Source organism: Mesorhizobium sp. WSM3626 (assembly GCF_000513935.1).
GTDB lineage: Bacteria > Pseudomonadota > Alphaproteobacteria > Rhizobiales > Rhizobiaceae > Mesorhizobium > Mesorhizobium salmacidum.
The window spans coordinates 249,955-265,374 of the sequence record NZ_AZUY01000001.1; the positions used below are offsets into that span (position 1 = coordinate 249,955).

At 64.0% G+C, this 15,420-nt stretch carries 12 protein-coding genes; 11 read left to right on the forward strand and 1 reads right to left on the reverse strand.

What is annotated here, in order from left to right:
* Nucleotides 1–7: 7 nt before the first annotated feature.
* The 11 genes from M653_RS0101265 (at nt 8) to M653_RS0101320 (ending at nt 13,349) form a co-directional block, all read left to right on the forward strand.
* Nucleotides 8–934, forward strand: a complete 927-nt coding sequence (locus tag M653_RS0101265) for a D-alanine--D-alanine ligase (protein ID WP_027141651.1) — start codon at nt 8–10, stop codon at nt 932–934.
* On the forward strand, nt 922–1,863 hold the full coding sequence (locus M653_RS0101270) for a cell division protein FtsQ/DivIB (protein WP_027141652.1): 942 nt from the start codon (nt 922–924) through the stop codon (nt 1,861–1,863). The genes M653_RS0101265 and M653_RS0101270 overlap by 13 nt, the downstream gene beginning before the upstream one ends.
* Complete coding sequence (gene ftsA, locus M653_RS0101275; RefSeq protein WP_015317215.1) at nt 1,860–3,167, forward strand: cell division protein FtsA; 1,308 nt, start codon at nt 1,860–1,862, stop codon at nt 3,165–3,167. Before M653_RS0101270 ends, ftsA begins: the two co-directional genes overlap by 4 nt.
* Before the next feature lie 66 nt (nt 3,168–3,233).
* Nucleotides 3,234–4,919 (forward strand): cell division protein FtsZ, encoded by a 1,686-nt coding sequence (ftsZ, locus tag M653_RS0101280; protein WP_027141653.1) that lies wholly within the window; start codon nt 3,234–3,236, stop codon nt 4,917–4,919.
* Between the two features lie 280 nt (nt 4,920–5,199).
* Complete coding sequence (gene lpxC, locus M653_RS0101285) at nt 5,200–6,150, forward strand: UDP-3-O-acyl-N-acetylglucosamine deacetylase (RefSeq protein ID WP_027141654.1); 951 nt, start codon at nt 5,200–5,202, stop codon at nt 6,148–6,150.
* Between the two features lie 261 nt (nt 6,151–6,411).
* Nucleotides 6,412–7,281 (forward strand): outer membrane protein assembly factor BamD, encoded by an 870-nt coding sequence (locus M653_RS0101295; RefSeq protein WP_027141655.1) that lies wholly within the window; start codon nt 6,412–6,414, stop codon nt 7,279–7,281.
* Between the two features lie 174 nt (nt 7,282–7,455).
* Nucleotides 7,456–9,129 carry a DNA repair protein RecN gene (gene recN, locus M653_RS0101300; RefSeq protein ID WP_027141656.1) on the forward strand — a complete coding sequence of 558 codons (1,674 nt, stop codon included), beginning with the start codon at nt 7,456–7,458 and terminating at the stop codon, nt 9,127–9,129.
* Nucleotides 9,130–9,263: 134 nt separating this feature from the next.
* On the forward strand, nt 9,264–11,468 hold the full coding sequence (ligA, locus tag M653_RS0101305) for an NAD-dependent DNA ligase LigA (RefSeq protein ID WP_027141657.1): 2,205 nt from the start codon (nt 9,264–9,266) through the stop codon (nt 11,466–11,468).
* Complete coding sequence (locus tag M653_RS0101310; protein ID WP_027141658.1) at nt 11,465–12,160, forward strand: TIGR02453 family protein; 696 nt, start codon at nt 11,465–11,467, stop codon at nt 12,158–12,160. The genes ligA and M653_RS0101310 overlap by 4 nt, the downstream gene beginning before the upstream one ends.
* Nucleotides 12,161–12,327: 167 nt before the next feature.
* On the forward strand, nt 12,328–13,056 hold the full coding sequence (locus M653_RS0101315) for an AzlC family ABC transporter permease (RefSeq protein ID WP_027141659.1): 729 nt from the start codon (nt 12,328–12,330) through the stop codon (nt 13,054–13,056).
* Nucleotides 13,053–13,349, forward strand: coding sequence for an AzlD family protein (locus M653_RS0101320; protein WP_027141660.1), 297 nt, complete (start codon nt 13,053–13,055; stop codon nt 13,347–13,349). The genes M653_RS0101315 and M653_RS0101320 overlap by 4 nt, the downstream gene beginning before the upstream one ends.
* A gap of 28 nt (nt 13,350–13,377) precedes the next feature.
* On the opposite strand, the gene M653_RS0101325 is transcribed toward M653_RS0101320, so the two are convergent.
* A complete protein-coding gene (locus M653_RS0101325; RefSeq protein ID WP_032934902.1) occupies nt 13,378–15,222 on the reverse strand; it encodes an aminopeptidase P family protein in 1,845 nt (614 codons plus the stop codon).
* Nucleotides 15,223–15,420 lie beyond the last annotated feature (198 nt).

The window sequence follows — 15,420 nt, forward strand, 5'->3', positions numbered from 1 at the left end:
ACGGGGAATGAAAAACAAGCATGTGGCCGTATTGCTGGGAGGTTTCTCGTCCGAGCGGCCCGTGTCCTTGTCTTCCGGAAAAGCCTGTGCCGATGCGCTGGACCAGGAGGGGTATCAGGTCACTCGTGTCGATGTCGGGCGCGATGTCGGCTCGGTGCTTGCCGAGCTCAAGCCCGACGTCGCCTTCAATGCGCTGCATGGACCCTTTGGCGAGGACGGTACCATCCAGGGTATCCTTGAATATCTCGGCATTCCCTACACCCATTCCGGCGTGCTCGCCTCGGCGCTTGCCATGAACAAGGAACAGGCGAAGAAGATCGTCAAATCGGTCGGCGTTCCCGTTGCCGAATCGAAGGTCGCCAATCGCTTCTCTATCCAGAACAAGCACCCGATGAAGCCGCCCTACGTGGTCAAGCCGGTCAGCGAAGGATCGAGCTTCGGCGTCGTCATCGTGTCGGAGGGGCAGTCGCACCCACCGCAGGTGATCGGGTCGTCCGAGTGGAAATATGGCGATACCGTCATGGTCGAACGCTACATCCATGGGCGCGAGCTGACCTGCGCCGTCATGGGCGATGTGGCGCTTGGCGTCTGCGAGATCATCCCGACGGGCCATTCCTTCTACGACTATGATTCAAAATATGTCGCGGGCGGATCAAAACACGAATGCCCCGCAAAAGTTTCACCGAATATTTACCAAAAAATACAGACACTGGCGCTCAAGGCTCACCAAGCTGTCGGCTGTCGGGGCGTTTCCCGGTCGGACTTCCGTTATGACGATCGTCACTCCGAAAATGGCGAGGTTGTATGGCTCGAGGTCAACACTCAGCCGGGCATGACGCCGACGTCTCTGGTGCCTGAAATTGCCGCCCATGCCGGGCATTCGTTTGGTGAACTGTTGAGTTGGATGGTGGAGGACGCTTCGTGTCTGCGTTGAAATGGGGGCAGGGCAAGGTGAGGGGCGCGGCCGGGCCGTCGCTGTTCGGCTTGCCGTTGTCGTTGGACCATTTCGTCCTGCCGCGCGTGCTTCGCCGCCCGGTGCGCATCCTGACGCGCCTTGGTGATGGTGAATTCCAGGCGCCGCGGTTCTCCGTCGCGATCATGTCGTCGGTGCTGCTGGCTTCGAGCGGGGCCTATGGCGCCTACCTCGGCGGTCATGCCGACGGCATCATTCAAAGCATCACCGCCCGCACCGGCTTTGCCGTCGATCAGGTCAAGGTGGTCGGCAACCGTCAGACTTCAGAGATCGACATTCTCGACAGGCTTGAACTCGATGGCTGGACTTCGCTGATCGGCTTCGATGCCGAGGCCGCGCGGGAGCGCATCGCGACCTTGCCGTGGATCCAGGTCGCCGCGGTGCGCAAGGTCTATCCGCATACGCTCGAAGTGCGCGTCGAAGAGCGCGCGGCTTTCGCGCTCTGGCAGCAGGGCAACGACCTCTCCGTCATCGAAAAGGATGGCGCTGTCATCGCGCCGTTCTCGGGCGGCAAGCAGGTGCTCCTGCCGCTGTTGATCGGTACCGGCGCGCCCGCCAAGGCGCCTGATTTCCTGGCCAGGATCGAACAGTATCCCGACCTTGCCAGCCGCATCAAAGGCTATGTCCGCGTCGGCGAGCGGCGCTGGGACCTGAAGCTGGACAACGGCATCACCATCAAGCTGCCCGAGGATGACGAGGATCAGGCGCTCGCCGAACTCGTCAAGATGGACCATGACAGGGGCCTGTTGTCGCGCGACATCGCCGCTGTCGACATGCGCCTGACGGACCGGCTGGTCGTGGAGCTGACGCCACAGGCGGCGACGCAGCGCGAAGCCGCGCTCAACGAGAAACCAAAGACCCTCAAGCGCAAGCCGGAGACGAAGATATGAGCTGGCTTGGCGGTTCTGGCGATGCCTCGTCGCGCCGGTCGGGCACATTGACAGTGCTGGACGTCGGCTCGAACAAGGTCTGCTGCATGGTGGCCAAGCTCAAGCCGAACGATGACGGCAAGCTGTTGCGTGGCCGCTCGCACCGCATCCAGGTCATCGGTATCGGTCACCAGAAATCGCAAGGCGTGAAGTCGGGCGTCATCGTCGATCTCGACCGTGCCGAGCATGCTATCCGCCTGTCCGTCGACGCCGCCGAGCGCATGGCCGGGCTGACGGTCGATTCGCTGATCGTCAACATGACCGCCGGACGGCTGAAGAGCGAAAGCTTCTCGGCCACCATCAACCTTGGCGGCCACGAGGCCGACGAGGCCGACATCAAGCGCGTGCTCGGCGCCGGCGCCAAGCAGGCACTGAAGGCTGAACGCGAGGTGGTCCATTCGCTGCCCGTCGGCTTCTCGCTGGATGCCGAACGCGGCGTGCGCGATCCGCGCGGCATGGTCGGTGACACGCTTGGGGTCGACATGCATGTGCTGACCGGTGACGCGGCACCGATGCGCAATTTGGAGCTTTCCATCAATCGCTCGCACCTGTCGGTCGAGCGCATGGTGGCGACGCCCTATGCCAGCGGGCTGGCGGCACTCGTCGACGACGAGCTGGAACTCGGAGCCGCCTGCATCGACATGGGCGGCGGCACGACGACGATCTCGGTGTTTTCGGAAGGCAAGTTCGTTCATGGCGACGCCATTGCCATCGGCGGCAACCATGTCACGCTCGACATGGCCAAGGGACTTTCGACCTCGCTCGATGCCGCCGAACGGCTGAAGGTGATGCACGGCTCGGCGCTGCCGGGCAGTGCCGACGATCGCGACCTGGTTTCGATCCAGCCGATCGGCGACGATGGCGACGTGCCGCTGCAGATTCCGCGTTCGGTGATGACGCGCATCGTGCGCGCCCGCATCGACGAGACGCTCGAACTCCTGCGCGACCGGTTGAACAAGTCCGGCTACGGCAATGCGGTCGGCAAGCGCGTCGTGCTCACCGGCGGCGCCAGCCAACTGGCCGGCCTGCCGGAGGCGGCGCGCCGCATCCTGGGGCGCAATGTACGCATCGGTCGCCCGCTCGGCGTGGCGGGCTTGCCCGAAGCGGCGAAAGGCCCTGCTTTCTCGGCCGCTGTCGGGCTTCTGATCTATCCGCAGATGGCGAGCTTCGAGAGCCATCCGGCGAAAGGCATTTCCGGTCTCAGGATGACCGGAACTGGTGGAAAACTGCATCGCATGAGTCAGTGGTTGAGAGACAGTTTCTAATTGACGGGGACAGCCCCATAGGCGGCCGCGGCGGCGAAGCGGCGTGAAAGGCAAAGGACGGAGACAATGACCATCAATCTGCAGAAGCCGGACATCACCGAGCTCAAGCCGCGCATCACCGTGTTCGGTGTCGGCGGCGGCGGCGGCAATGCCGTGAACAACATGATCACCGCCGGACTGCGCGGTGTCGAGTTCGTCGTGGCCAACACCGACGCGCAGGCGCTGACCATGTCGAAGGCCTCCCGGCTGATCCAGCTTGGCGCGCATGTCACCGAGGGGCTCGGTGCCGGATCGCAGCCGGAAGTCGGCCGCGCCGCGGCGGAAGAGTGCATCGACGAGATCCTTGACCATCTCACCAACACCCACATGTGCTTCGTAACCGCCGGCATGGGCGGCGGCACCGGTACGGGTGCTGCTCCGGTTGTTGCCCGCGCGGCCCGCGAGAAGGGCATCCTGACCGTCGGCGTCGTCACCAAGCCGTTCCACTTCGAAGGCCAGCGCCGCATGAAAACGGCCGACTTCGGCATCGAGGAGTTGCAGAAATGCGTCGACACCTTGATCGTCATCCCCAACCAGAACCTGTTCCGGCTGGCCAATGACAAGACCACCTTCGCCGACGCCTTCGCGATGGCCGACCAGGTGCTCTACTCCGGTGTCGCCTGCATCACCGACCTGATGGTCAAGGAAGGCCTGATCAACCTCGACTTCGCCGATGTGCGTTCGGTGATGCGCGAGATGGGCAAGGCGATGATGGGCACCGGCGAGGCTTCGGGCGAGGGCCGTGCGATGGCCGCGGCGGAAGCCGCGATCGCCAACCCGCTGCTCGACGAGACCTCGATGAAGGGCGCCAAGGGCCTGCTGATCTCGATCACCGGCGGCCGCGACCTGACCCTGTTCGAAGTCGACGAAGCCGCGACCCGCATCCGCGAGGAAGTCGACCAGGACGCCAACATCATCCTGGGCGCCACTTTCGACGAGGAACTCGAAGGCGTCATCCGCGTCTCGGTGGTCGCCACAGGCATCGACAAGTCGGCGGCTGAAATCGCCGCCGCGCCGATTTCGATCCGCACCGCTCCGCCGAAGCCGGCTGCCCGGCCGGCCGTCGCCCCGATGGAAAGCCGCCCGGCACCGGTCCAGCAGGCTGCTTACGAGCCGCGCGCCGCCGATCCGGTTGCCGAAGCCATCCAGTTGGCCGAAGCGAATGCCGCGGCCATGGCGCAGGCTCGTCCGGCTCCGGTCGCCCATGCGGACGATTTCCGCCCGCAGAGCAAGATCTTCCAGGCGCCGCCCGCACAGCCGCAGCCGATGGTGCAGCCGGTCGTCCAGCAGATGATGCAGCCGGCTCCGCAGCCGCGCGAAATACTGCGTGAGGTCCAGCAGCCGGTCGCGATGGCGCCGCAGCGCATGCCGCGCGTCGAGGACTTTCCGCCGGTCGTGAAGGCCGAGGTCGACGCCAAGAGCCGTCCGGTGGACCATGAGAACAGCGGCCCGATGGGTCTCCTGAAGCGTCTGACCAATGGCCTGACCCGTCGCGAAGAGGAACCTGCACGGCTGCAGCCGGCGCAACCGCGCGAGCCCAAACTGCGCCAGGCCGCACCGGAAGTGCGCCGCCTCGCCAGCCAGGACGCGCAGCTCTACGCGCCGCGCCGCGGTCAGCTGGACGATCAGGGCCGCCTGACGCCGCAGACCAGGGCGACTCAGGACGACGATCAGTTGGAGATTCCGGCGTTCCTGCGCCGCCAGGCCAACTGAGTCGTTAACGGACTGTAACAATTGTTAACAGGCAGGCAAGGAATTGCTTGGCTGTTAACGTTTAAAATGCCGTATAATCAATTGGTTATGGCGCCGTACATGTTCCAGTTCGGGGTTACAAAGAGTAAGAAACCGTGATTTGGAGTCTCCTTGCCGGGACATTATCTTCGCTGCCTACCATAGTCGGTATGCCGGGATTTCGGGGGAAGGGGCCCTGCCTGCCGATTTAACAAGAGCCGCGCCCTCGGGCTGGAGAAGCGGACCTAGGCATTACGGGCTCATGGGGATTGTCTTGCACGACCACCAGACGACAGTGAAGACGCGCGCGTCGCTTACAGGCACCGGCGTTCACAGCGGCAAAGAAGTTTCCATCAGTTTCCTGCCCGCGGATGCCGATACCGGCATCGTGTTCCAGCTCCTTAATGGCGATGGGCAGGGCCGTGAGTTCCGCGCCCTGTTTTCCGAGATCGGCGCCACCGACCTTTGCACAATGCTCGGCGATCCCTCGGGTGAGCACATCGCCACGGTCGAGCACATCATGGCGGCCCTGTTCGGGCTCGGCATCGACAATGTCGTCATCGAGGTCGACGGCCACGAGGTTCCAATCCTTGATGGCAGCGCCATGGCGTTCGTCGAAGCCATCGACCAGGCCGGCATCGAGGTGTTGGCCGTCAAGCGGCGCTATATCAGGGTGGTCAAGCCGGTCCGCATCGAGAACGGCGCCTCTTGGGCGGAGTTCAGGCCTTATGACGGTACCCGTTTCGAGGTCGAGATCGATTTCGAAAGCCCGGCGATCGGCCGTCAGCTCTTCGCATCGGACATCAACGCCGATATTTTCCGCCGCGACATCGCGCGGGCCCGCACCTTCGGCTTCATGAAGGACGTCGAGCGGCTGTGGGCCGCCGGTTATGCGCTGGGATCCTCGCTGGAAAATTCCGTGGTGATCGGTGATGACAACCGCGTCATCAATATGGGCGGCCTGCGCTATCCCAACGAATTCGTGCGCCACAAGACGCTCGACGCCATGGGCGACCTGGCGCTGGCCGGTGCGCGCTTCATCGGCTGTTTCCGCTCCTATCGCGGCGGTCACAGGCTGAACGCCGCCGCGCTGCGGCGCCTGCTGTCGGACCGCACGGCCTTCGAGATCGTCGAGACGACACGCCGGGAGCGTGGCCGGGCCGCCGAGATGAACGCCGTCAACGCGCCGCTCTATGCGCCCTGGATGATCTGATTTTCTTAATCTTTTTCGGATTCCATGGGGCATGGGTGTTGCATGAATGCATCATCCATCAGCGAAATTGCATAGATTTTCACGCCACGGTCCGCCGCCACAAAAATGTGCGATTGGCTGGACATAGCGTTGCCGGGCAAGGCGGTTATGGTTTAAGGCTGCTGCCGTCTATTAGTGCATGTCGCTCAAAAGTGGGGATCAGTTTTGGGACAACAGCATGCAAGAGGCATTGAAATAACGCCGAAAGGGCGCAATCCAATCATGTTCTTCAAGCGAGTCGGTCAATCGAAAGCGCCGCAGCGGTCCGTTTTCCTGGCGCTTTCGGTGGTTGTTCCATCGCTCTTTCTGTCGGCCTGTATGTCGTCGGAGAAAGATATCGACCTGTCGACCTATGTCGACCAGACCGAGCCGGCCGACGTTCTCTACAATCAGGGCCTCGCCAACATGAATGCGGGACGCCTGGACGAGGCGAGCAAGAAATTCGACGCCGTCGACCGCCAGCATCCCTATTCGGAGTGGGCGCGCAAATCGATGGTGATGGGCGCGTTCGCCGACTATCGAAAGGGCAGCTACGACGACGCGATCCAGTCGGCAAAGCGGTACCTGGCTCTTTATCCGTCCACGGATGACGCCGCCTACGCCCAGTACATCATTGGTCTCAGCTACTATCGCCAGATCAAGGACGTGACGCAGGACCAGAAGGAAGCACGCCAGACCCTGCAGACCATGCAAGACCTGGTGACGCGCTGGCCGACGTCGGAATATGTAGACGATGCCAAGGAAAAGATCCGCTTCGCCAACGACCAGCTCGCCGGCAAGGAAATGCAGATCGGGCGCTATTATCTGGAGCGCCGCGAGTACATCGCCGCCGTCAAGCGCTTCCGCACCGTGGTCGAAAACTATTCTAATACCCGCCATGTCGAGGAAGCGCTCGCGCGCCTGACCGAAAGCTATTACGCGATGGGATTGACCTCGGAGGCCCAGACGGCCGCCGCGGTGCTCGGTACCAACTATCCCGACAGCTCGTGGTACAAGGATTCCTACAAGCTGCTGCAGAGTAACGGGCTGGCACCGCGCGAGAATGCCGGATCGTGGATATCCAAGGCCGGGAAGCTGATTACCGGCGCCTGACCTCCGAGCGAAGCGCGCAGCGCGCTTTTTCGGATTGATCCGAAGCTCAAACAAAAAGATAGTGCGGCGCTGCGACTCCAACTGTCGGGTGCCGCCTTAAATTTTTGTTTCGTGCCTGTCGTTATCCCGAAACCGGGTCCACTTTTGGGCGGCATGCAATAGGTCCGGTTTCTCATGCTTTCCAGACTGTCGATCCGAGATATCGTCCTGATCGAAAAGCTGGACATCGACTTCCAGCCGGGTCTTTCCGTGCTGACCGGCGAAACCGGCGCCGGCAAATCCATCCTGCTCGACGCCCTGTCGCTGGCGCTCGGCGCGCGCGGCGATGCCTCGCTGGTGCGCCATGGCGCATCGCAGGGCCAGGTCATCGCCGTGTTTGATGTTCCGCGCAACCATCCGGTGCGCGCGCTGCTCGCCGAAAACGCCATCGAGGACGATGGCGACGTCATCCTGCGCCGCGTGCAGACGGCGGACGGCCGTACCCGTGTGTTCGTCAACGACCAGCCGTCCAGTGTGACGCTGATGCGCGATGTCGGCCGCGCACTGGTCGAGATCCACGGCCAGCATGATGAACGCGCTTTGGTCGATCCCGGCGCACACCGCGATGTGCTTGATGCTTTCGGCGGCCATCTGGGTGCCGTCCGCTCGACCGGCGAGGCATGGCGGCACTGGCGCGCCTGCGAGCAGGAGCTGACGCGCCATCGCGCCAAGGTGGCGGCCGCCGCGCGCGAGGCCGATTATCTGCGCGCCGCGGTTGCCGAACTGACCAAGCTCGACCCGCAGCCCGGCGAGGAGACCGAACTTGCGGAGCTGCGCGCCCACATGATGCGCGCCGAGAAGATCGCTTCCGAAATCCACGACGCCCAGGATGTGCTGTCGGGTCCGTCCTCGCCCTTGCCGCAACTGGCCAGCTTGCTGAGGCGGTTGCAGCGCAAGGCGACGGAGGCGCCCGGATTGCTCGAGGACGTGGTCAAGTCGCTGGATGAAGCGATGTTGTCGCTCGATGCGGCGCAATCGGGCGTCGAGGCCGCGCTTCGGGCCACCGAATATGATCCGCAACGGCTGGAAAAAGCGGAAGAGCGGCTGTTTGCGCTGCGCGCGGCGTCGCGCAAGCACAGCGTCGCCGTCGACGATCTGGCGCAGCTGCGCGACACGATGGTTGCCGATCTCGCCGATCTCGATGCCGGCGAGGAGCGCCTGCACGGCCTGGAAAAGCAGGCGGCCGCCGCGCGCGAAACCTACGACATCGCCGCCGTACAGCTCTCCTCGCTTCGCCATGCCGCGGCGGTCGGTCTGACCAAGGCTGTGATGGCCGAACTGCCGGCGCTGAAGCTCGAACGCGCGGCCTTCATCGTCGAGATGAAGAGCGAGGCCGAGAGCCGCATGGAGGAGGGCATCGACCAGATCGAGTTCTGGGTGCGCACCAATCCCGGCACGCGGCCCGGGCCGATGATGAAGGTCGCGTCCGGCGGTGAGCTGTCACGCTTCCTGCTCGCGCTGAAAGTGGCGCTGGCCGATCGTGGTTCGGCGCCGACACTGGTTTTCGATGAAATCGACACCGGCGTGGGCGGCGCGGTGGCCGACGCCATCGGCCAGCGGCTGGCGCGGCTGTCGAAGCGCGTCCAGGTGCTTTCCGTCACCCACGCTCCGCAAGTTGCGGCGCGCGCGGCAACACATTTCCTGATCTCCAAATCGGGCAGCACCGACCGGGTCGCGACAGGGATTGCCGAGATGGACAGGACGGCGCGGCAGGAGGAGATCGCCCGCATGCTAGCCGGTGCCACGATCACCGACGAGGCGCGCGCCGCCGCCGAGCGGCTGCTGCGCGAGAATACAAACGCGGCGTGAGACTATCCGGCGTCATGGGGCGAGTCAGGATATGGCTCCATCCTGCTGTTCAGGAATGATCTTTTCCGAAAACCGGTTCCCACCTTTCGGGATCATGCTCTATGGTGACGCGCCACCGTTCGGGGACAAAAAGCATGGCCGAAAAACCTGTCGATTCGCTCAGCGAGAGCGAGGCTGAAGCCGAACTCCAGCGCCTTGCCGAGGAGATCGCCGGTCACGACCGGCGCTACCATGCCGAGGACGCGCCTACGATCACGGACGCGGAGTATGATGCGCTGCGGCGGCGCAATCTTGCCATCGAGGAGCGCTTTCCCGGCCTGGTGCGTGACGATTCGCCCTCGCTCAGGGTGGGTGCCGCACCGGCGGAAGGCTTCACCAAGGTGCGCCATGCCGTGCCGATGCTCAGCCTCGCCAAGGCCTATACCGACGCTGACGTTGCCGATTTCATCGAGCGCGGCCGGCGCTTCTTCGACCGCGACAAGGATCTCGACATCGCCTTCACCGCCGAACCGAAGATCGACGGGCTGTCGGCGTCGTTGCGTTACGAAAAGGGCGTGTTCGTGCAGGGGGCGACGCGCGGCGACGGCGCCGTCGGCGAGGACATCACCGCCAATCTCAGGACCATCGCCGACATCCCAGCAAGGCTGAAAGGTTCGGGCTGGCCCGAGATCATTGAGATACGCGGCGAGGTCTACATGACCTATGCGGAATTCGAGGCGCTCAAGGCGCGCTCGGCGGCTGTCGGTGGCCAGGATTACGTCAATCCGCGCAATACGGCGGCCGGGTCACTGCGCCAGAAGGATCCATCCGTCACCGCCAGCCGCAATCTCAAATTCTTTGCCTATGCGTGGGGTTATACGACGGCGGATCCTGCACCAACGCAGTACGAAGCGGTGCAGAAATTCGCCGATTGGGGTTTCAAGATCAGTCCGCTGATGGTGCGGGCGAAATCGGTCGAGGAACTGGTCGCGCATTATCATCGGATCGAGGAGCAGCGCTCGTCGCTCGGCTATGACATAGACGGCGTCGTCTACAAGGTCGACCAGCTGGAGTTGCAGCGCCGCTGGGGCTTCGTCACCGGTGAGCCGCGCTGGGCCGTCGCGCACAAATTCCCGGCCGAACAGGCGATGACGACCGTGCAGAGGATAGACATCCAGGTCGGCCGGACCGGCACGCTGGCGCCGGTGGCGCGGCTGGCGCCGGTTACGGTCGGCGGCGTGGTGGTGGAAAACGTCACACTGCACAATGAGGACTATATCAAGGGCCTGGACAGCACCGGCCAGCCGATCCGCGACGGTATCGACGTGCGCATCGGCGACACTGTCGTGATCCAGCGGGCAGGGGATGTCATCCCGCAGATCGTCAGTGTCGTCATCGACAAGCGTCCGCCCAATGCCGTGCCATACGAATTCCCGCACACCTGCCCGATCTGCGGTTCGCCGGCGACACGCGAGATCAACGAGAAGACCGGCAAGGAGGATTCACGGCGCCGTTGTACCGGCGAATTGATCTGCCCGGCGCAAGCAGTGGAAGGGCTGCGCCACTTCGTGTCGCGCGGCGCCCTGGATATCGAGGGGCTGGGCGCGGAGAACATCGATACTTTCTTCAATGCCGGGTTGATCAAGACCGCCGCCGATATCTTCACGCTCAGGGAGCGCCGGCCCGCCGTGACCAAGGCGCTGGCCGAGCGGCGCGAGGAGCAGGCCAGGCAGCGCGAGGCAGCGTCCGGCAAGACCCGCAAGAACGTGCGCAGCGTTGAGGACCGCAACTATGACGGGCTCGACAAGCTGTTCGCGGCCATCGATTCGCGCCGAGAGCCGGAGCTCGACCGCTTCATTTTCGCGCTCGGCATCCGCCATATCGGCGAGACAACGGCTGCCGTCTTGGCCCGGACATTTTCAACCATCGAGGAGTTGATCCGCGTCGGCAAGGAGACGGCGGCGGCGGAGGATCCGCATGCCGTCTTCCCATCGATCAACGGCATTGGCGATACGGTGATCGATGCGCTGCGCGATTTCTTCGGCAATGAGCGCAATGACGACGTGCTCGAGAAGCTGCTGGAGCAGGTCAAACCGAAGCCGTATATCGTCACCGTCTCGGCCGACAGCGAGGTCGCCGGCAAGACGATCGTCTTTACCGGCTCGCTGGAAAAGATGACGCGCTCCGAAGCCAAGGCAATGGCCGAGCGTCTCGGCGCCAAGGTGGCCGGCTCGGTTTCGGCCAAGACCGATCTGCTGGTGGCGGGACCGGGTGCGGGCTCCAAGCTCAAGCTTGCCAGCGAACTCGGCGTCGAAGTCATCGACGAGGACACCTGGCTGCAGCGGGTCGGCAAGTCGTGACGGGCGAAGCGTTCAAGGGGTTCGGCTCCAAGGCAATTCCGTTCCTGAAGGCATTGGATTTCCACCAGAGTCGCGAGTGGTTCCTGGAGAATCGCGACTTGTTCGAAAAGGAATTGCGCGACCCGCTGGGCGATCTCGTCGACACGCTTACGCAGCGTTTTGCGGAAGCCGGCCTCGGTCTGCGCGGCGATCGCAAGAAGTCGCTGTTCCGCATCAACCGCGACGTGCGCTTCGCCAAGGACAAGCGACCCTATAACCGACATCTGTCGGCTATCCTGTCGCCGGACGGCACCAAGATGGAGCAGGGCGTGTTCTTCGTCCATATCGGGCTTGAGCGCTGCTTTGCTGGCGTCGCCTGGTGGCAGCCGGCGCCGGAACTGCTGACGGCCATGCGCAAGGCCATCGCGAGCCATCCCGATACGTTTCGCGCCGTGGTGGCGGCGCTGAGGAAAAATGGCCTTGAACTCAATGCCGAAGGCGGCATGAAACGCACGCCGCGCGGCTTCGAAGAGGTCGCCGACAAGGATCTTGTCGATGCCATCCGCAACCGGCATTTCGCCGTCCGCCACGCGATCGATCCGGCTGGTATCCACGGGCCGGAACTGGTCGAGGAACTTGTCGATTTCACCTTGCGCGCCAAGCCGCTGCTCGACTGGGGCAGGGCGATCGAGGGCAAGACCGCGAAGGACTGAGCTTCCACGCAAGCGTCGACGATCATTTCCGCTGATCGTTTGGCTCAAGCGAATTCGTGTGACACGGCAAGCCATGCCACCTAAATACCGCCACTCCCTTTGTTGTCGTGCATGTCGCTGTCCCAAAACCGTACGCAGTTTTGGGCGACATGCATCAGGAGTGGCCGATGGCGACGGACTTGATTTCTGAGAGCGGCGGCAAAAGCGATTTCTGGCAGGGCGTGCGGCTCTCCATGCCGGTCGTGGTGGCGTCGGCGCCGTTCGCCGTGCTGTTCGGCGCGCTCGCCGTCGACAATGGCTTCTCGGTCCTCGAAGCCTTCCTGATGAGCGCGCTGGTCTATGGCGGCGCCAGCCAGATGGTCGGCATCCAGCTGTTCGGCCAGCATGTCGCGCCGTGGCTGGTCGTGCTCTCGATCTTCGCCGTCAATTTCCGCCACGTGCTCTATTCCGCCGGCATTGGACGGCGCATCGCGCACTGGCCTGTCATCAGCCAAGCGCTCGGCTATTTCATCCTCACCGACCCGCAATTCGCGGTCGCCGAGGCGCGGGCGCAATCTGGCCAGACCGTGGGCTTCGCCTGGTATCTGGGGCTTGGCCTGCCGGTCTATCTGTTCTGGATTGTTGAAAGCGCGCTCGGCGCGCTGTTCGGCAAGCTCATCCCCGACACCCATGCGCTGGGCATCGATTTCCTGCTGCCGATTTATTTCCTCGGCCTCGTGATGGGCTTTCGCAAGCGCCCGCTGTGGTTGCCGGTGGTCGTCGCCAGTGCCTGCGCGTCGATCGTCGCCTACAAGACTGTGGGCTCGCCCTGGCACGTGTCGATCGGCGCCATTGCCGGCGTGCTGCTCGCCGTCATCCTGCCGCCCCGTCACAGCGGCGTGGAGGCAAAGCGATGAGCACGACATTCTGGATCATCATCGCCGGCGCGATCGCCACCTATCTCACCCGCATCGGCGGGCATCTGGTCATCTCCCGCTTCGATCACATCCATCCGCGCGTCGAAGCCGGTCTCAATGCCGTGCCGGCTGCCGTGTTGACCACGCTGGTGGCGCCTGAGCTGCTCAATGCCGGACCGGCCGAATGGGCAGCCCTGGTTGTCACGGCGGTGGTTTCACTGCGTGGAGGGCTGATGGCGATGTTTCTGGCCGGGGCGGTGGTGCTGATCCTGGCACGGCAGTTCGTGGGGTAGGGCGCATCGCCCTTGGCGCCTCAAAAATTCAAATCTTCGCGTCATGCGGCAGCGGTGCTGTCGCCTTTTCCAGCCAGGCCAGCGTTTCGCCGTCGAGCATCGGACCGATCTCGGCCAGCACGCGGGCGTGGTAGGTGTCGAGCCAGTGCAGTTCGTCACGAGTCAGCAGGTCCGATCGCACCAGCCTGACGTCGATCGGGGCGAGCGTCAGCGTCTCGAAGCCGTGCATGGCGATGTCGCCGCCCTCGATCTGTTCGGCCGGCGTCACCAGGATGAGGTTCTCGATGCGGATGCCGTAGGCGCCTTCCTTGTAGTAGCCGGGCTCGTTGGACAGCATCATGCCCTCGAGCAGCTTTTCGGTGCCGGTGCGGGCGATGCGCTGCGGACCCTCATGCACGGCCAGGTACGAGCCGACGCCATGACCGGTGCCATGGGCGAAGTCGCAGCCATGCTTCCACAACGCCATGCGGGCGACGGCATCGATCTCCGAGCCGCGCGTGCCGGCGGGGAAGCGCAGCGTCGAAATGCCGATCATGCCCTTCAGCACCAGCGTGAAGCGCTCGCGCATCTCCTCGGTAGGCTGGCCGATTGGTACGGTGCGGGTGATGTCAGTGGTGCCATCCTGGTATTGCGCGCCGGAATCGAGCAGGAACAGCTCACCGGCCTGCAGCCTGCGGCTGGTGGCGCGCGAGACGCGGTAATGCATGATGGCGCCGTTCGGGCCGGCGCCGGAAATGGTGTCGAAGGAGACGTCGCGCAGCGGCATCTGGGTTTCCTCGCCGGTCTGCCGGCGCGTCTCTTCGAGCCTGGTGACGACCGCGATCTCGTCGAGGGAGCCGGGCTGCTGCCGGTCGAGCCAGCACAAAAGCTTGGCCACCGCCGCGCCGTCACGGCGATGCGCGGCGCGTGAGCCGTTGATCTCGGCCTGGTTTTTGGTGGCGCGCGGAATACGAGCGGGATCGGGCGCGGCAATCACCGTGCCGCCATTGTCCTCGACCAGCATGCGCAGACGGTCGGCCGCCAGCACCGGATCGAGCGCGATTTTCGCGCCGCTTTTGGCAAGCGCCACGATCGCGGCCTCGAATTCGCCGGGCTCGTGCGGATCGGCAAGCTGGGTGAGATAGGCCGCCACCTGACGCGAGAACTTGCGTCGCTCCATGAAAAGTTGGTGCGATCCGTCGGCGGCGAGAATGGCGAAGCCGAGCGCCAGCGGCGTATGCGGGACGTCGCCGCCACGAATGTTGAAGGCCCAGGCGATAGAGGAGGGGTCGGTCAGCACCGCATGGGTGGCGCCGTCCCTGCCGATCGCCGTTGCCAGCCGCGCCAGCTTGTCCTTGGCGAGCTCGCCGGCAAAGCCGATCGGGTGCAGCTCGACCGGGGTCACGGGTGCGGCGGGCTGATCCTTCCAGATGATGTCGATCGGGTTCTTGTCTAGCGGCGCGAGCACCGCGCCGGTCTTATCGGCGGAGGCCTGCAGCGCCTTGACCTCGCCGATCGTGTGCAGCCAGGGATCGAAGCCCAGCCGCGCCCCTTTGCCGATGTTGTCCCCGAGCCAGACAGCGGGCGGATTGTCGACCAGGCTCTCGATCGAAAAGATGCCGAGGTCGACTTCGTTGCGTACCTGCAGCGTGTAGCGCCCGTCGACAAAGACGAAGGCGCGGTCGCGCAGCACGACGGCGACGCCGGCCGAGCCGCTGAAGCCGGTCAGCCATTTCAGCCGTGCAGAACGATCGGCGACGTATTCGCCCTGGTGCTCGTCGGCGCGCGGAACGATGAAGCCATCGAGGCCATTGTCGCTGAGCCATTGGCGCAGCAGCGCCACGCGTGGCTTGCCGACTGCCGGATCGCCCGCGGAATCGAAGGTCTGGAACATGATGGGCCTCTTGATATCAGCTTGACCGTAGCGCATGGGCCTGGAAATCGGAATCGATTTCCGGCTGGCGCAACCTGCTACAGCATTGCCTGGCTGACAACCAAATGGGGCTGGTCCAGCCGTGGCCTGAAGCGGACGGCGCCGGCATTCTCTTGGCGGTGCCTTGCCGACAACCATTGATCGGCAATGGCTTTGCCG